Here is an 18,154-nt window from a genome sequence, read left to right on the forward strand (position 1 = left end):
CAAACGAATGGAGCTCGATTCACATGTCATCCGCGTTCTCACCCCGCCCCGTCCCCATCACCCGCCTGGCCCTGGCACTGCGTGGCGTGCTTCTAGCCAGCGCGGCGAGCGTGGCGCTGCCGGTTTGCACCGTGCAGGCACAGCAGGCGCAAGCACGCCACTACGACCTGCCCGCCGCCACCCTGGAGCAGTCGCTCAATGCCTTTGCCCAGGTTGCCGCCATCAACCTGTCGTTCGACCCGGCATTGGCCCAGGGCAAGCACGCCCTTGCGCTGAAAGGCGACTATACCGTCCAGCAGGGCCTGGGCGTGCTGCTTCAGGGCTCGGGCCTGGGTGCCAGCGAGGCGGCCCATGGCAACTGGGTGCTGGGCCCGGTTGCCACCCAGAGTGGCACGGCGCTGGAGTTGGGCAGCACCTTGGTCAGTGGCCAGGGCATGGGGGAGATGACCGAGAACAGTGGCTCCTATACCACAGGGGCGGTCAGCGTGGGCTCGAAAAGCCCCACTAGCCTGCGCAACACGCCGCAATCGGTATCGGTGTTGTCCAGCCAGCTGATCGAAGACCGCAGTGTTACCAGCCTGCAGGACGCACTGAAAATGGCCCCCGGGGTCACGGTGCAGAAAACCACCAGCGATACCTATGAGTTCTATTCCCGCGGCTTCAACATCGACAGCATCCAGATCGACGGGGCCGCGCCCATGGCGCTGTCGTCGGTGGCCACCAGCTTCTACTCGCGCCGGCTGTACAACCTCGTCGAATTCGACCACGTGGAAGTGCTGCGCGGCTCGGGCGCACTGTTCGGCGGCGTGGGTGACCCCGGTGGGGTGATCAACCTGGTACGCAAACGCCCGCTGTCGGACTTCCAGTTGAAGTTCGAAGCCGCCGCCGGCTCCTGGGACAACTACCGCTCGCAAATCGACGTGACCGGCCCGCTGACCGAGAGCGGCAATGTGCGCGGCCGCCTGGTGACGGCCTATACCGACCGGCAATACTTCACCGACAAACTGGCCACGCAAAAGCCCACCATCTACGGCGTGTTCGAAGTAGACCTCGGCCCACAGACCATCCTCACCCTGGGCGGCATGTACGAAAGCACCCACTCCAATTCTGCACTGGGCCTGCCGCGCTACAGCAATGGCAAGGACATTGGGCTGGCGCGGCACACCAACCTGGGGCAGAACTGGTCGTACATGGACAACATCTCCCAGGAGATTTTCACCAAGCTCGACCACTACTTCGACAACGACTGGAAGCTGAACGTCTCGTACACCAACTCCCGTGATGCGGGCAAGGCGCTGGCAGCGGTATCGGGCAATGCCGTCAACCCGTCGACCTTGGCAGGCCCTGTGTGGCGCGCCAGCTACAACGTCTACTCCACCAGCCAGGACCTGATCGACAGCAACCTGTCGGGCAGCTTCGATGCCTTCGGCCGCGAGCACCAGTTCGTGCTGGGTGCCGACTACCAGCGCGTCACCAGCCGCTGGCAGGGCGCAGGCGTGTTCACCGGCACCGGTGTGCCCATCGACGTCTTCGACCCTGGCTACTGGAAACCCACCACCATTTCGTTGGAAACCCCGCGTGACTACAGCCCCAACACCCAGGAGCAATATGGCCTGTACGGGCGCTTGACGCTGCAGGTCGCCGACCCGCTCAAGGTCATTCTGGGTGGCCGGGCAGCCCGCTACCACTTCCAACAGGTGTATACCAACGCAGGCGTGGTGCAAAGCGACATCGACATGCGCGAACCCACGCGCTTCGTGCCTTACTTCGGCGCCATCTACGACCTCGATGAGCAGTGGTCGCTGTACGGCAGCTACTCGAAGATCTTCAAGCCCCAGCAAAGCTACATGCTCGGGCCGGTGGGCAGTAACGCCGTGCTGGAACCCTTGACGGGCAAAACCTCCGAAGTGGGTATCAAGGGTGAATTGTTCGATGGCCGCCTGAACACCAGCCTCGCGCTGTTCTACACCAAGCGCGAAGACGGCGCCGTGGAAGACACCAACTACCCGAGGACGTCGGTGCTGTATGGCGGCAGTTGCTGCTACCTGAACCAGGGCAAAGTCATCAGCAAGGGGATCGAGCTGGAAGCCTCGGGTGAAATCCGCAAGGACTGGAACCTGATGGCCAGCTATGTCTACAACTACAACAAGAACCAGACCGACAGCACGGCGCTGAGCACCATCACGCCCAAGCATCAGTTCAAGGTATGGACCACCTACCAGCTGCCTGGGGAATTCTCAGACTGGACCGTGGGCGGCGGGGTCGACCTGCAAAGCGCGACGTATGTCAGCGGCACCACAGTGCGGGTGGATGGCAGTGGCAACATCCTCCAGAAGGATATCCCCTTCGACTACAAGCAAAGTGGCTACGCCGTGTGGAACGCGCTGTTGAAATACCGCGTGGATGACCACTGGACCGTATCGCTCAATGCCAACAACCTGTTCGACAAGTCCTATTACCAAACCGTCTCCAGTGCCGCGAACGGCAACTTCTACGGCGACCCGCGCAATTACATGCTGACCTTGAGAGGAACCTTCTGATTCAGGCTTGCGGTGGGTGGCCCGGCAAACCTGCGCCTGCCACCTGTAGCCCGCCCACATCGCACAACTCTTGCAGCACGCGCTCGCGGGCGGCTTCCATCACCTGTTGCGGGCTGACCCCGGCAATCTGCAGCAACGCCCGCAGGCAGGCGGCATAGCGGCTGTCGCGCTCTTCCAGGCGGGCCGCCAGCAGTGCCAGCAGGTGCGCCACATCGGCCAGGCATTCTTGGGCGGTGTGGCCATCGCAGGTGGACAGGTACTCCAGGTACAGCGGGATATAGTCGGGTTGCTCACCGACGGCGATTACCAGGCCGGCTTGCTGGTACCGCGCCTTCAGTTCAGCCATGGCATGCGCGCGGTCGCGTGAGCTGCCCGGCACCTGTTCGAACAACAGCAGCGACAAGCCGCTGCCATCCTTGAACAGGCGGTCATGACGCGCCTGCACGACAGCCGGGCTGTCGTTGCCGGCCAGATCGTCCAGCAGGCCGCGCAGGGCGGCGCGCTGCGCCGGGTTGATCTCAACGGCGCTGTCGATCGCCGTCGAAAGCGCCTGGCAGCCCTCGACCAACGCCTTGTCGGGGTAGTCGAGCAGCAGGGCAATTACCTTGAGAATTCGCATGTTCATTTTCCCCACGGTTGGGCGATGTTGGTCTAGGTCAATGGCAAGCCGGCGGGGTCGAGGCATCCGCAGAGCATGAGCAGGTTGCCCAGGCCGCAGCAGTTCATGGCCCCTGTATCAGCAAGGATCAGGCGGCGGCCATGTTCGACTCCTCTCAGCCTCACCGTGCCAGCAGCAGGCTAGGAGGCTGATGCGCGCGAACGATTGACCTGCATCAAGGTGTGCCACCCCTCGCCTGGCGCACCCAGCAGGCATCTACCCCCAAGGAGGTAGGTCAGGGAGAAACCGGTTTACCCAGGTAAACCAATGAGTTGCATGCGTATCCCATGATCCTTTGACGCTGCATTCGCGGCCGTCGACTTCTTTGTAGGTAGGCGCCCGTGAAACGGGCTGAAAACCATCTTCCCGCCCTGAAACGACAAATAAGTTGTCTGCAAAACCTGATGCAGAGCAGGGAAAATTCCCAACTCTCCAGCCGGCCAGCGACGCACTGCGTGCGCAGCTGAATAATGGCCGACGCCCGTGCGCGAGCAGCATCTCGCCCGGTTTTCAGCGCCACCCTCACGCCTAGGCCTCACCATGACCGCTGCTGCCCCTTACACCCTGTTGCTGGCCGACGACCACCCCATGATGCGCCGCGCCGTGCGTCAGCTGATTGAACTGGAGAGCGACCTGGTGGTGGTCGGCGAAGCCGGCAATGGCCTGGAGGCCTGCGCCATGGCCGAGCAACTGCTGCCGGACTTGTTGGTGCTCGACAACAACATGCCGCAACTCAATGGCGTGGCGGCGCTCAAGCGCCTGCGCGAAAACGGCTATGCCGGGCCTATCCTGCTGTTCACCATGTCCGATGCCCAGCAAGACGTGCGTGACGCCCTGCGCTACGGCGCCAATGGCTACCTGCTCAAGGACATGGAGCCTGCACTGCTGATCGGGCAACTGCGTGAGGTACTGGCGGGAGGGCTGGTCGTCAGCCCGTCGCTTGCCAGCGTGCTGGCCCAGGCGCTGCGCCCGCCGAGCCCGGCCAGTTCACAGGAGCTGACCGAGCGCGAACGGCAGGTGCTGAAGATGATTGCCGCCGGCCTTAGCAACAAGATGATCGGCAACAAGCTGGGGATTACCGAAGGCACGGTGAAGGTGCATGTGAAGCACCTGCTGCACAAGCTGGGGCTGCGCTCGCGGGTAGTCGCAGCCGTCTGGGCCTTGGAAAACCTGCGCTAACCCCAGCCTGCGCCCATCAGGTCAGAACGCCGTGCTGACCGTCAGCGACATGTTGCGTGGGTCCCCGTAGATCGCCCCGGCATAGAACCCGTACTGGGTGTAGTAATGCTTGTCGAACAGGTTATCCACATTGAGGCTCACCGCCGTGTCGTCGGTCACCTGGTACTTGGCCATGGCGTTCCAGATGGCATACCCCGACCAGTTCACGTCCGACGCGCCCGCACTCACACCGTTCACCGGCTGTCCCGCCGGGCTGGAAATCGCGCGGATGTTGCTCTGGGCCTTGACCCCGGCGCCCAAGGTCAGGCGATCGAGCGGGCCCGACAGGCGATAGGTGGTCGAAGCCTTGAACAGGTGCGATGGGTCGCTGCGGCCATCGCTGTCGACACGGCGGAAGTGCAGGTAGGTGTAGCCGGCATATACGTTCCAGTTCGGCGTCAGGGCGCCGGCGATTTCCAGGTCGATACCGTCGGTTTCCTGGCCGGTGCCGGCTTTGTAGGCATCGCCGCCGGTTGGCGTGGTCAGGCCATCGTCGAGCACGGCCTTGTTTTCCTGCTTGGTGCGGAAATAAGCCGCCGAGGCGTTCAGGCGGCCGTCCAGCCAGGCGCCCTTGATGCCGGTTTCGTAGCTTTGCCCACGAATCGGCTCAACCTTGGTACCGCTTTCGGTTTCGGCGGTTTGCGGGTTGAAGATGTCGGTGTAGCTGGCGTACAGCGAATAGGTGTCGTTGAGGTCGTACACCGCGCCCAGGTAAGGCGTGACGATACCGTTGTTCTGCTGGTTGCTGCGCACGCCGGCCACGCTGCGGGTGGTTGCCGAGTAATCGGTGGTGCGCACGCCGACGATCACCGACAGCGGGTCGGTGATGCTCAGGCGGGTAGCGGCGTACATGCCTTGCAGGCGGGTGGTGGTCTTGCTGTGCAGGCCGGTGCGCGAGGCGATCATGTCGTAGTCGCTGTCCACGCCATTGCGCCAGTCGCTGATCGGCAAGCCGTTGTTGGCGCGGAACTGGCAGCCCAGCGACGGTGCGCTGGCCTGGCCGTCACCGACCATGGTGCAGGTGTACTGCGGCGACCAGGCCACGGTGCGGCTGTCGTTGTAACCCACCATGGCCTGGTGAGTACGGCCGAACAACTGGAACGGGCCAGACAGGTCGATCTGGGCCGATTGCTGGGTGGTGTCGCTGGAGCTGTGCAAGCCGTTGAGCACCGCGCCGCCGCCATCCTGGTCCCAGTAGCCGCCATAGCTGCCACGGCCAGCCGAGTTGACCTTGGCCAGGCCCCGGTGGTTGAGCACATCCGACGTGCTCTGGGCCGCTTTCAGGTCCAGGCTCCAGTCATTGTCGAAGCGGTGCTGCAGCGAGCCAAACGCGGTGCGGGTGGTGTACTCGCCAAAGCTCCAGCTCGGCACCACGTTGGTGCTGCGCGGCAGGTCGGTCTTGCTGCCATCGCGGTACCAGATGGGGATGTTGGCGCCCCAGCCACCGCCAACCACCTTGTTGTACTCGTACTGGTAACCCGCACCGAGGGTGGTGGCATCGTCGATGTCGAATTCGAAGTTGGCCAGGGCCGCGCGCGAGCGCTCGGACTGGTTGTCGCGGAACGAGTTGGCGTCGCCCTGGGTCATCACGAAGCGCGAGCGCAGGCGGCCATCTTCGGACAACGGCAGGTTCAGGTCGGCGCCCAGGCGGCGCTTGTCCCAGCTGCCGTAGGTGGCATAGGCGCTGCCGCCAAAGGTTTTAGTGGGCGCCTTGCGAATCAGGTTGACGGTGGCCGACGGGTCGCCGGTGCCGCCGAGCAGGCCGTTGGCGCCACGCACGATGTCGATGCGCTCGTACAGGTCCATGTTCAGGGCATTGCCGCCGCCATTGAAGTCCGAGCCGCCCTGGAATTGCAGGCCATCGACCTTCCAGTTGCTGATCGAATAACCGCGGGCGCGGAAGTCGGTGCGCCCACCCACTTCGGACTTGCTGGAACTCACCCCTGGCGTGGTGTCCAGGGCCTGCTCGATGGAATGCACAGCGCGGTCGTCCATCTGCTGGCGGGTGATGGTGGTCACCGACTGCGGGGTTTGCCGCGGCGTAAGCTTGAGGCCTGTCGAGCTGCGGGTGCTTTCCACCGTATAGCCGAGCTGGCCGGTTTCATCTGCCGATACCAGCGCGCTGTCCTCGATCTGCGTGGCGTCCAGCTCCAGGGGCTTGCTGTCGGCGGCAACCGCCGCGCCACTGACGGCCACGGCAACGCAGAAGGCCAGGGGGTGCAGGCGGCTGCCGCCGCGAGTAGTACCAGAGACGTCGTTGATGATGCGTTTATGATTCATTTGGGAAGGCTTCGTATTCGCAGATGATTTTTTGTTAGGATTCTAGGCATCCGCCCACCAGGCTCCATGGCCGGCATGTACGGGCATGTAATAGAACGTAACCAGCGCCAGCCGCCCTCCCCTACAGGTGTATTCCCGATGAGCACGACCCTGCTTGTCGTCGATGATGACGACGAGATCCGCGAACTTCTCTGCGATTACCTGGCCGATGCGGGCTACACAGTGTTGGCGGCGGCCGATGGCGAGCAGATGCGCGAGCAATTGGCCAACGCCAAGGTCGAGTTGGTGGTGCTCGACCTGATGCTGCCTGGCGAGGATGGCCTGAGCCTGTGCCGGCAACTGCAGGCCACGCCGGGGCTCGCGGTAATCATGCTGTCGGCCAAGGGCAGCACCCTGGACCGCATCATCGGCCTGGAAGTGGGTGCCGACGACTACCTGGCCAAACCCTTCGAGCCGCGTGAACTGATCGCCCGCATCAAGGCCGTGCTGCGCCGCCCGCAGCGCCTGGATAAAGATGCCGAGCCTGCCGCCGAGGCCCGGCACTTCAGCGGTTTCAGCCTGGATGCGGTCAAGCGCCTGCTGATCCGCCCTGACGGCGAAGCCCTGACCCTGCCCCGTTCCGACTACCGGGTTCTGCATGAACTGCTCGAAGCCAAGGGCCGTGTGGTGTCGCGCGACCAGCTCACGCGCAGCGCATTCGGCCGCGAGCACCACCCCGACGACCGTTCGGTGGACATGTGCATCAGCCGCCTGCGCCAGCAACTGCGGCACGCGCCCAACGGTGCGGCGCAGATCCTCACCATCCGCAACGAAGGCTACCTGCTGAGCATCGCCCGCGCCGAGGCGCACGGCTGAAATGCGCTGGCTCCGCCGCCTGTGGCCGCGCACGTTGTTCGGCCAGTTGCTGCTGATCATGGTCAGCGGCACCTTGGTGATCCAGCTGATGTCCAGCAGCATCTGGTTCGACGTGCGCTTCGCCCAGGTGCTGGAGGCGCCCGTGCGGCTGATTGCAGCGCGCAGCGCGCCGCTGATTGCCCAGGCCAACTGCCACGCAGGCCGCGTGAAGGTGCCGGCCCATTACCATCTGCGCTGCGCCGAGCAACTGCCCGCCAGCGAAGACGACCAGCGCCGAGGGCGGCGCCGGGTCGAACTGCTGCTGCACCAGGCGCTGAAGTACGAACTGGGCCACGCCCAGGACGTTCGCCTGTTGAAGGTGCAACTGACCGACGAGTTGGGCCAGCCGATCGTCTGGCGCAGCCTGTTCGGCCTGCGCACCGCCCAGGCCCATATCGAATTCGCCGTGCCCCTGGCCGACGGCCACTGGTTGACCATCGACGGCCAGGAACTGCAAGGCTGGAGCGGTGAGTCGGCCTGGGTCTTGATCAGCGATTACCTGCTACGGGTGTACGCCCTGCGTATTGTCGCCGTGCTGCTGGTCTGCCTGGTTGCCGTGCGCCTGTGCCTGCGCCCGTTGCGGCGCCTGGCCGATGCGGCGCGGGGCCTGGGCAGCAACCTGGAGCAGGCGCCACTGGCCCTCGACGGCCCCGAGGAAGTACGCCAGGCCGCGCAGGCGTTCAATGCCATGCAACAACGCCTGATCGCCATGCTCAACGACAAGGCCTACTTCCTCGCCGCCGTGTCCCACGACCTGCGTACACCGCTGACGCGCATGCGCCTGCGCCTGGAACGCCTGCCCGACGATGAGCAGCGCGAGCGCTTGCGCCAGAACATCACGCAGATGGACGGCATGATCGGCCAGGTGCTCGACTACCTGCGTGCCGGCGAGCAGCAGAACCTGCAGCAGGTTGACCTCGACCGCCTGGTGGCACGCCTGTGCGCCGACCTGGCCACCCCGGCCGAACCGTTGCCGGTACAGGGCAAGGGCGGCACTTTGTGGGTCGATGCCTTGCTGCTGCAGCGCTGCCTGCAAAACCTGCTGACCAATGCCCTGCGTTACGCCAAGGAGGTGTCGGTGACCCTGGAAACCGCGCTGACCGGCGTGTACATCCATATCGACGACCGCGGCCCAGGCATCGCCCCGGCCTTGCTGGCGACCATCACCGACCCGTTCGTGCGCGGCGAAGGCTCACGCAACCAGGCCTCGGGCGGCTATGGCCTGGGCTTGAGCATCGCCCAGCGCATCGCCAGCAGCCACGGCGGTGAACTGATGCTCTGCAACCGTGAAGGGGGTGGGTTGCGCGTGAGTGTACTGATGCCACGAGGGGCCAGCCCCCCTTGATCGGGTAACAGTCTTTTACCAAAACCCCAGGTTTTCCCAACCTGGGGTTTGCCTATCCTAGGCCGGTCATCCTGCCTGCGATGGACCCATGAAACATTCCCTGCCCAGCCGTTACGCCTGCCTGGCCTTGTGCCTGCTGTTCACCCTCATCAGCCTACCCCTGCTCACCCAGCACGGCTGGCTGTGGCCACTGACCCTGGTCACCGCCCTGCTCAGCCTGGTTGGCCTCAACGACCTGCGCCAGAGCCACCATGCGGTGCGCCGTAACTACCCGATTCTGGGCAATATCCGTTACCTGATCGAAACCATCCGCCCGGAAATTCGCCAGTACCTGATCGAAGGCGACGACGACAAGCTGCCGTTCTCCCGCTCGCAGCGCTCGCTGGTGTATGCCCGGGCCAAGAACGAGAGCGCCGAAAAGGCCTTTGGCACGCTCAACGACGCCTACAAGCCGGGCTTCGAGTTCATCAGCCATTCGATGCTGCCGGTAGCCACCCCCGATCCGGCCTCGTTTCGCATCGCCATCGGCGGGCCGCAGTGCCGGCTGCCCTACTCGGCCTCGATCTTCAACATATCGGCCATGAGCTTCGGCGCCCTCAGCGCCAATGCGATTGCCGCGCTCAACCAGGGCGCGCGCCAGGGCCGCTTCGCCCACGACACCGGTGAAGGCAGCATCAGCCCCTACCACCGCGAGCACGGCGGCGACCTGATCTGGGAAATTGGCAGCGGCTACTTCGGTTGCCGCACCGAGGATGGCCGCTTCGACCCGCAGCGCTTTGCCGAACAGGCGCGCAGCCCCCAGGTGAAGATGATCGAACTCAAGCTCAGCCAAGGCGCCAAGCCGGGCCACGGTGGCATTCTGCCGGGGCACAAGGTCAGCGCGGAAATCGCCGCCACCCGTGGCGTCAAGCTGGGCGAGGACTGCATCTCGCCGGCAGCCCACAGTGCCTTCCGCACGCCCGTGGAGTTGCTGCACTTCATTGGCCACCTGCGCGAGCTGTCCGGCGGCAAGCCGGTGGGCTTCAAGTTCTGCCTGGGCCACCCGTGGGAGTTCATGGGCATTGCCAAGGCCATGCTGGTGACCGGCATTACCCCAGACTTCATCTTCGTCGATGGCAAGGAAGGCGGCACCGGTGCTGCGCCGCGCGAATTCAGCGACAACATGGGCGTGCCCATGCGCGAAGGCTTGATGTTCGTGCACAACACCCTGGTGGGGCTGAACTTGCGTTCGAGCATCCGCCTTGGTGCAGCAGGCAAGATCGTCAGCGCCTTCGATATCGCCAGCGCCCTGGCCATCGGCGCCGATTGGGTGAACTCGGCACGCGGCTTCATGTTCGCCATTGGCTGCATCCAGTCGCAGAGCTGCCACACCAACAAGTGCCCGACCGGCGTGGCCACCCAAGACCCGCTGCGCCAGCGTGCGCTGGTGGTGCCGGACAAGGCTGAGCGGGTGGCGAGCTTTCACCGCAACACCTTGCATGCCCTGGCCGAAATGCTTGCGGCCGCGGGCCTGGAGCACCCCTCGGAGCTCAAGCCCAAGCATTTGGCGCGGCGTATCAGCCCCAGCGAGATCGGCCTGTTTTCCGACCTGCACCCGTTCCTCAAGCCTGGCGAATTGCTCAGCGGCTCGATTGGCAGCGAATTCTATGCACGGATGTGGCGAATGGCGCGCAGTGACAGCTTTGCGCCAGAGACGGGGGATGGGCCGGTAGCACCGGCGGCAGCTGGCGTACGCCGCAAAGAAACAGCCCCGGCATAGGCCGGGGCTGCTCGAATCACGCGGTCAGGATCAGAAGATGCTGATCGGGTACTCGACGAATACGCGGACTTCGTTGCCGTCGTCGTTGTAGCCATTTTGCTGAACGGCGTTGTTGGTACGCAGCCAGGAACCACGCAGCTTGACCGACAGGTCCTTGGCCGGGCCGTCCTGAACGACGTAGCGCAGCTGGTTGAAGATTTCGCGCTCTTTACCTTCGCCGAAGCCGTGGGTGTTGATGTTGTCACCCGCCACGTAGGCGATCTTGTAGGTCAGGCCCGGCACGCCGAAGGCGCCGAAGTCCAGGCCGTAGCCGATCTGCCAGGAGCGCTCGTCTTCGGCGTTGAAGTCGGACCAGTAGGAGTTGGCCAGGTAGATGGTCGAACCACCGTCGCCGATACCGCCGTTACGCTGGTAGCCACCGTAGTTGTAACCGGTGTCGCCGGTGCTGCGCTGGTGGGCGATGGTCACCGAGTGCGGGCCGAACGCATAGGTCGCAGCCAGGCTCCAGATGGTGTTGTCGCGGTCGCCTTCCGGCAGGTCCCAGGTACGGATGAACTTGTTGTCCAGCTTCGACTTGTAGCCGTTGAAGTCCAGGGTCAGGGACTGGTCGGCAGCGATCGGGTAGACGTAGTTCAGGCCCAGGTAGTGCTTCTTCATCACGTCTTCGTTGTCGGCGGTGTACAACGAAGCGGTGAAGTTGTCGGTGAACTTGTAGCTACCACCGATCACGTTGATCGCCTTGAGGCGGCCGCTGTCGTGGCCCTCGGCGCTCTTTTGCACTTCACGGGTGAAGCGGCCGGCGTTCAGCTCCAGGCCCTGGATCTCCTTGGAGGTCAACAGGGTACCGGTGAAGCTCTCAGGCAGCAGGCGGGTGTCGTCGTACTGCAGCACTGGCAGGGCCGGCATCTGGTCACCGTACTTGAGCACGGTGTTGGAGACGCGGAACTTCACGGCTGCGCCGCTACGGGCCAGCTGGTCGGCAGCGTCGCTGCGGCCACGGGCGTCGGTGGTGTTCTCACGCTTGAAGAAATCGATACCGCCACCGCCGTTGCGGCCCTTGCCGCCGTCCAGGCGAACAGCGTACAGGCCGAAGGCGTCAACGCCGACACCAACGGTGCCTTGGGTGAAGCCGGAGGAGAAGTTGGCGATGACGCCCTGGCCCCACTGGGACTGGTCGTTGACGCCGTGCTTCTTGTCACGGTTGATGAAAGCGTTGCGCAGCAGGACGTTGGCGTGGCTGTCCTCGATGAAGCCCTTGCTGTCGGCCTGATCGTTGGCCTGGGCCTGGGTCGCGGCGATCATCGCCAGGGCGACCAGGCTGATCCTGGTTTTCAACATGTTGTTTTCCTTATTTCTAAATCAAAAACGCTGTGCACGATTGCGCCAGGAACCAACGCCCCTTCGTAGGTTCGACGCTGTGCGGATCCAAACTGAAAAGCCCGCCGAGGGTGGAGTGACGGGCCTTTTCCGGCAGCATGGCCATGGGTGGCCAGCAAGCGTTGGCCGAATCCTAGCCGTGTGCAATTACAAATGTCAAAAACTCGTGAATTGCAGGTTGATATAACCAAAATCACTGGCAGGACTGGTGCATTTCCATGCCCCTTTGCCATCGGTGGAGGCAAATTCTCTTTTGTAGGAAACGTAGTCTTGACCAGTCAGGCAAATTCCCGACAAACGGAAGAAAAAGTCACTCGTTACATACGGACACAAATGTAAAGACAGGGCTTTACAAATACCCAAGCAACAGCAAATAACAAGCATTACCATTCGCGCCACCTTTTTCACCTGCCCTGGTTCGGATGCCTTCATGCCTGCCCCTTGCCGCCTTTCACCCCTGACACTCGGCCTGTCCCTGCTAATGGGCGCCAGCCTTGCCAGCGCCGCCACCACCACCCTGCCGGAGCTTTCGGTTACCGCTGAACGCGAGGACGACGACCCCCGCGCCAAGGAGGTCAGCACCGCCACGCGCACCGCTACCCCGGTGCGCTACGTACCCCAGGCGATCGACACCGTGAAGACGCGCAACGTGCTCGACTACGGCAACGATTCGCTGGGCAAGGCCCTGGAAGGCATCCCCAACGTCAGCAGCGGCGCCGACACCCGCTTCGACAGCGTGCGTATCCGTGGCTTCGAGGCCAGCAACGACTTCTACCTGGACGGCATTCGCGACGACAGCCAGTACATCCGCGACCTGCACAACATCGAGCGGGTCGAAGTGCTCAAGGGGCCGGCCGCCGTGCTGTACGGGCGCGGCAGCCAGGGCGGCATCATCAACCGGGTCAGCAAGGCGCCAGAGCATGGCCGCCGCTCGACCCTCGAAGCCCAGGGCGGCAGCCAGGACCTGCGCAGCCTGTATGCCGACCTCAGCGCCGACCCCAGCGACACCGTCAGCCTGCGCCTTAACCTGGGCAACCAGGACGCCAACAGTTTCCGCGACGGTGTCGATGGCAGCCGCCAACTGTTCGCGCCGTCGTTGAGCTGGCAGGTGACCCCCGACCTGAACTGGCTGGTGCAGTACGAATACAGCCGCTACAACCGCACGCCCGACCGTGGCATCCCGGGCGTCAACGGCCGGCCGGCGGACGTTGGCCGCAGCACCACCTATGGCGACATCCAGCGCGACTACATCGACGACCGCGCCCAGTCGCTGCGTTCGCGCCTGAACTACCAGGTCAACGACACCTGGCAGGTGCGCCATACCCTGGGCCTGTTCAAGCTCGACAGCGAGTTCGACAACACCTACCTCACCGGCTACAACGCCAGCAACCAGACCGTCACCCGCCAGCGCTGGCAGCAGGACCTGAACACCCGCAACCTGTTCAACACCCTCGAAGCCGAGGGCGATTTCCTCACCCTGGGGCTGGAGCACAAGCTGCTGCTGGGCCTGGAGTTCGGCAACCAGCGCCGCGACCCGACGCTGTACACCGCCGCCGCGGTTTCGGCCGGTGGCCGGCCAGTGCCAAGCCTTGGCCTGTATGACCCCGACCGCAGCCAGCAGCACAATGGCCGCATGGTGGTGTCGAGCAACAACCACACCGTGGTCGACAGCCGTGGCCTGTACCTGCAGGACCAGATTCGCCTGAACGAGCAGTGGCAAATCCTGGCCGGGGTGCGCTTCGACCAGTTCGAGGTGGAAACCACCAACAAGGTGCGCAACCTGTCCGAGAAACAAGACAGCAACACCACCAGCCCGCGTCTGGGCGTGGTCTATACGCCGTGGCGCGACCATTCGTTCTACGCCTCGTGGAGCAAGACCTTCGCCCCGGTTGGCGGTGGCCTGATCGGTATTACCCCCGGTGCACCGGGCAACACCAACGAAACAGGCCCGGAGCTGACCCGGCAGAAGGAAGTCGGGGTGAAAAGCGACTGGTTCGACGAACGCCTGACCACCACCCTGGCGATCTACGAGCTGGAGCTGTACAACCGCCGCACCCGCGACGCGAACAACCCGGAAATTACCTTGCTCAGCGGCCTGCAGCGCTCGCGCGGCATCGAGCTGACCGCCACCGGCAACATCGTTGGCAACTGGTACGTACGCGGCGGCATCGGCTTGCAGGATGCCACGGTGGTCAAGGACAACAACGGCCTGGAAGGCAACCGTATCAACGACGTGGCCAAGCGCAACGGCAGCCTGTTCGTGACCTGGAAGCCGCAGTTGGGCTGGTACGCCGAAACCGGTTTGACGCTGGTGGGCGAGCGTTACGCCGACAACCAGAACACCACGGTGCTGCCGGGCTATGGCCGTTGGGACGCGCTGGCGGGGTTCCGCACCCGCGATTGGGATGTGCGGGCGGCGTTGAGCAACATTGCCGACAAGACCTACTACAGTTCCGCGACCAGTGCGGCGCAGATCCAGGTGGGCGATCCGCGTAGCCTGGTGGTTACCGGGACCTATAGTTTCTGATGGTGGGTGCCTTTGCGGGCCTCATCGCGAGCTGCGCTCGCTCCTACCAAGGGCAATAGCATCCCCTGTAGGAGCGAGCGCAGCTCACGAAGGGCCAGCAAAAGTGCCGTATTTCAGTGCCACACACCCAGCAGTGCTTCCAGCTCCGCATCGCTGATCAGGCCGTGAGGATAACGGCCGTTCAGCAGACGTCGTGGGTCGGTCGTCCTGACCCGTTTGCCTCCATGGTGTTTCAACCACTGCGCTACAACCCTGAGCGATTGGTGATTCACTGCCGATGGGCGCAAAGCCGTCTCACTTGCTGCGTTCATGTCCACGTACTCCCTGGGCCGTGAGCGGCTAATTTACGTCAAGATTGTTACAGAACGGAGAGCCCGACCTGCCCGGGTAACCCCCTGAAAACAATACAAAACCTATGCCATCGTGCTCACTGTAGGAGCGGGCTTGCCCCGCGAAGCAGGCTCCGCGGTGCATGGCACCGGCTTCGCCGGTGTTCGCGGGGCAAGCCCGCTCCTACAAAGGCCCTGTTCCCTGCGCGACAGCGCAGCCCACAGGGCTGGGCGATTTCCTGCAAATCAGCGCTTGGCCGGCGCCGGCTGTTGCTGGGTCAGGCAATGGATGTTGCCCCCGCCAAGCAGCAGTTCACGGCCCGGAATCATCACCACTTCGTGGCCCGGGAACACCTTGGCCAGGATCGCCCTGGCCTGGGCATCTGCCGGGTCGTCGAAGCTCGGCGCGATGATCCCGCCGTTGACGATCAGGAAGTTCACGTAGGAGCCGGCCAGGCGAACCGACGGGTCGCGCTCCTGGCTGCCGACCACGTGGTCGACGCCATCGCATTCTTCCTGGGTGGCGAACAGCGGGCCTGGAATCGGCATCTTGTGCACCACGAACTCGCGGCCCTTGGCGTCGCGGGTGTTTTTCAGCACCTCATACGCGGCGTGGCAACGGGCGTAGTTGGGGTCGTTGGAATCATCGGTCCAGGCCAGTAACACTTCGCCTGGACTTACGTAACAGCAGAAGTTATCCACATGGCCGTCGGTTTCGTCGTTGTACAGGCCATCGGGCAGCCAGACGATGGTTTCCACCGCCAGGTGCTCACGCAGGATTTCCTCGATCTGCTCGCGGTTCAGGTGCGGGTTGCGGTTGCGGTTGAGCAGGCACTCCTCGGTGGTGATCAGGGTGCCTTCACCGTCCACGTGAATCGAGCCACCTTCGAGCACGAAGCCCTCGGTGTGGTAGCGCTGGCAGCGCTCCATCTCCAGCACCTTGGCGGCCAGTTCTTCATCGCGGTTCCACGGCGCGTACAGGCCACCGTCAAAGCCACCCCAGGCATTGAAGCCCCAGTCCACACCGCGCACTTCCCCCTGGCCGTCGATCACGAAGGTTGGGCCGGTGTCGCGCACCCAGGCGTCGTCGTTGCTGATTTCCACCACACGGATGTTCGGCAGGTCGAGTTGACGACGGGCGTTTTCGTACTGGCCAGCCGATACCGCCACGGTCACTGGCTCGAAGCGGGCGATGGCCTTGGCCAGGGTGACATGGACCGCCTGCGCAGGCTTGCCACCCAGGCGCCAGTTGTCCGGGCGCTCCGGCCAGACCATCCAGACCTGGCTCTGCGGGGCCCATTCGGCGGGCATGTGGAAACCGTCGGCGCGGGGGGTGGAGTTGAGGGTTTTCATGGGTAACCTCTGCAAAGGCCCTAGGCCGATGGTCAAATGGGATAGCAAATGGAGGTGACAATTTCGCAGGGCGTTGATTAGCCCTGTTGGCTGGCCATTTTATAACCGATAGATATCGACTTTAGAAGCCTAAACGGTCTATAAAAAATCTATAAACGCATTTTTTACCGATAAAAAACGACAAAAGGCCCAAGCAGTCATACCTGATTACGCCCTTTGAGCTAGTCGCTAAGCGCAGGCTGCATCAGGCTGGCAAAACGTATCAAGATGAAAGCTGTTTCATTTTTCTGCCTGCATCGCCACGCTTTAAGGCCTGGCACACGGGGCGAAGATGAAATCAGCGAGTGGGTAGGTAATGGCCTACAGCCAGCCGATCTAGGCTCTGCTTGCCAGGGCGGCGGATTAGCGTGGACCTCACAAGGTCGGACCCCAACCACACTGACCGAAGAAATCCCATGAACATCATAGCGACCGAAATTCCCGATGTAGTGATCATCGAACCGAAGGTCTTCGGCGACAGCCGCGGCTTTTTCTTCGAAAGCTTCAATGCCCGCGAATTCAAGAAACAGACCGGGTTCGACGGCCATTTCGTTCAGGACAACCACTCCCGTTCCCAACGCGGTGTGCTGCGTGGCCTGCATTACCAGATCGACAACCCCCAGGGGAAACTGGTGCGCGTGGTGCAAGGTGAAGTGCTCGACGTGGCGGTGGACATCCGCCGCAGCTCGCCCACCTTTGGCCGCTGGGTGGCCCGCCGCCTGTCTGCCACAGACCACCTGCAGTTCTGGATTCCACCCGGGTTCGCCCACGGGTTCCTGGTGCTGAGCGAGTCGGCCGACTTCCTCTACAAGACCACCGACTACTACAACCCCGCCGCCGAGCGCTCGATCCGCTGGGACGACCCGCAGCTTGCCATCGACTGGGGCCTGGAAGCACCGCCACAGCTGTCGGCCAAGGACCAGGCCGGGGCATGGCTGGCCGACGCGGACCTGTTCCCATGAGCATCCTCATCTGTGGCCACAATGGCCAGGTCGCCCAGGCGCTCCGGGCACAACTGGCAGGCCTGGGCGAGCTGCATGTCCTGGGCCGCGACCAACTCGACCTGGCGCGCCCCGAAGCGCTGCGCGAACCGCTGCGCCGCCTGGCCCCGCAACTGATCATCAACGCCGCCGCCCACACCGCGGTCGACCAGGCCGAAAGCGAACCCGACCTGGCCTACGCGATCAACGCCGACGCCCCCCGGGTGCTGGCCGAAGAAGCCGTGCGCCTGGGTGCGCCGCTAATTCACTATTCCACCGACTACGTGTTCGACGGTGAAAAGGCCCTGCCCTACACCGAAGCCGACCGGCCCAACCCGCTCGGCGTCTACGGCCGCAGCAAGCTGGCCGGCGAACAGGCCATAGCCGCCGTCGATGGCGAGTACTTGATCCTGCGCACCAGTTGGGTGTACTCGCGGCATGGGCGCAACTTCCTGCTGACCATGCAGCGCCTGTTGCAGGAAAAGCCACAGCTGCGCGTGGTTGACGACCAGGTTGGCGCCCCAACCTGGGCCGGCACCATTGCCGCCAGCACCCGTGCCCTGGTCGAGCGCTGGCAGGCTGGGCAACCCGGCGCCTGGGGCACCTACCACCTCACCGCCCAGGGCCAGACATCCTGGTTCGGCTTCGCCCAGGCCATCGGCGAACACCTCAAGGCCCAAGGCCTGCCTTGCGCAGAACTGCTGCCGATCCCCTCCAGCCAATACCCCACCCCGGCACGCAGGCCACTGAACTCTCGGCTGGACTGCAGCCGCCTGGCCCGCGAATGGGATGTGCACCAGCCGCACTGGCAGCAGGCGCTGATCGACTGCCTCAAGTAGCGCATAATTGCGCCAG

At 63.7% G+C, this 18,154-nt stretch carries 13 protein-coding genes; 8 read left to right on the forward strand and 5 right to left on the reverse strand.

All coding sequences use genetic code 11. From position 1 onward, the window contains the following. The first annotated feature begins 23 nt into the window (after nucleotides 1-23). Nucleotides 24-2,540 (forward strand): TonB-dependent receptor, encoded by a 2,517-nt coding sequence (locus F3J44_RS08050; RefSeq protein ID WP_167271597.1) that lies wholly within the window; start codon nucleotides 24-26, stop codon nucleotides 2,538-2,540. A 1-nt stretch (nucleotide 2,541) separates the two neighbouring features. Here the strand turns inward: F3J44_RS08050 and narJ are convergent, their stop codons facing one another. After that, on the reverse strand, nucleotides 2,542-3,159 hold the full coding sequence (gene narJ / locus F3J44_RS08055; protein ID WP_167271599.1) for a nitrate reductase molybdenum cofactor assembly chaperone: 618 nt from the start codon (nucleotides 3,157-3,159) through the stop codon (nucleotides 2,542-2,544). 579 nt (nucleotides 3,160-3,738) lie between these two features. On the opposite strand from narJ, the gene narL reads away from it, so the two are divergent. Beyond that, complete coding sequence (gene narL, locus F3J44_RS08060; protein ID WP_167062565.1) at nucleotides 3,739-4,377, forward strand: two-component system response regulator NarL; 639 nt, start codon at nucleotides 3,739-3,741, stop codon at nucleotides 4,375-4,377. Between the two features lie 21 nt (nucleotides 4,378-4,398). Here narL and F3J44_RS08065 read toward each other — a convergent pair whose 3' ends face one another. Continuing rightward, nucleotides 4,399-6,696 carry a TonB-dependent siderophore receptor gene (locus F3J44_RS08065; protein WP_167271601.1) on the reverse strand — a complete coding sequence of 766 codons (2,298 nt, stop codon included), beginning with the start codon at nucleotides 6,694-6,696 and terminating at the stop codon, nucleotides 4,399-4,401. Between the two features lie 138 nt (nucleotides 6,697-6,834). Here F3J44_RS08065 and F3J44_RS08070 point away from each other — a divergent pair, with 138 nt between their 5' ends. From F3J44_RS08070 to F3J44_RS08080, 3 genes are all read left to right on the forward strand, one after another. Further along, entirely contained in the window at nucleotides 6,835-7,551 is a 717-nt protein-coding gene (locus F3J44_RS08070; protein WP_167062571.1) for a response regulator, read from the forward strand. A 1-nt stretch (nucleotide 7,552) separates the two neighbouring features. Next, nucleotides 7,553-8,935, forward strand: a complete 1,383-nt coding sequence (locus tag F3J44_RS08075; protein ID WP_167271603.1) for an ATP-binding protein — start codon at nucleotides 7,553-7,555, stop codon at nucleotides 8,933-8,935. Between the two features lie 88 nt (nucleotides 8,936-9,023). Then, nucleotides 9,024-10,694 carry an FMN-binding glutamate synthase family protein gene (locus F3J44_RS08080; RefSeq protein WP_167271606.1) on the forward strand — a complete coding sequence of 557 codons (1,671 nt, stop codon included), beginning with the start codon at nucleotides 9,024-9,026 and terminating at the stop codon, nucleotides 10,692-10,694. Nucleotides 10,695-10,724: 30 nt separating this feature from the next. Here the strand turns inward: F3J44_RS08080 and F3J44_RS08085 are convergent, their stop codons facing one another. Beyond that, a complete protein-coding gene (locus tag F3J44_RS08085; protein ID WP_205299781.1) occupies nucleotides 10,725-12,029 on the reverse strand; it encodes an OprD family porin in 1,305 nt (434 codons plus the stop codon). Between the two features lie 198 nt (nucleotides 12,030-12,227). Further along, complete coding sequence (locus F3J44_RS08090; RefSeq protein ID WP_167271610.1) at nucleotides 12,228-12,503, reverse strand: hypothetical protein; 276 nt, start codon at nucleotides 12,501-12,503, stop codon at nucleotides 12,228-12,230. On the opposite strand from F3J44_RS08090, the gene F3J44_RS08095 reads away from it, so the two are divergent. After that, nucleotides 12,502-14,598, forward strand: coding sequence for a TonB-dependent siderophore receptor (locus F3J44_RS08095; protein WP_167271612.1), 2,097 nt, complete (start codon nucleotides 12,502-12,504; stop codon nucleotides 14,596-14,598). The genes F3J44_RS08090 and F3J44_RS08095 overlap by 2 nt on opposite strands. A gap of 575 nt (nucleotides 14,599-15,173) precedes the next feature. Here F3J44_RS08095 and aguA read toward each other — a convergent pair. Beyond that, nucleotides 15,174-16,280 (reverse strand): agmatine deiminase, encoded by a 1,107-nt coding sequence (aguA, locus tag F3J44_RS08100; RefSeq protein ID WP_167271614.1) that lies wholly within the window; start codon nucleotides 16,278-16,280, stop codon nucleotides 15,174-15,176. A gap of 455 nt (nucleotides 16,281-16,735) precedes the next feature. Between aguA and rfbC the strand changes: the two genes are divergently transcribed. Further along, nucleotides 16,736-17,281 (forward strand): dTDP-4-dehydrorhamnose 3,5-epimerase, encoded by a 546-nt coding sequence (rfbC, locus tag F3J44_RS08105; protein ID WP_167062660.1) that lies wholly within the window; start codon nucleotides 16,736-16,738, stop codon nucleotides 17,279-17,281. Further along, a complete protein-coding gene (gene rfbD, locus F3J44_RS08110; RefSeq protein ID WP_167271616.1) occupies nucleotides 17,278-18,138 on the forward strand; it encodes a dTDP-4-dehydrorhamnose reductase in 861 nt (286 codons plus the stop codon). The genes rfbC and rfbD overlap by 4 nt, the downstream gene beginning before the upstream one ends. Nucleotides 18,139-18,154: the final 16 nt, after the last annotated feature.

This window comes from Pantoea sp. Tr-811 (genome assembly GCF_011752535.1).
Classification (GTDB): domain Bacteria; phylum Pseudomonadota; class Gammaproteobacteria; order Pseudomonadales; family Pseudomonadaceae; genus Aquipseudomonas.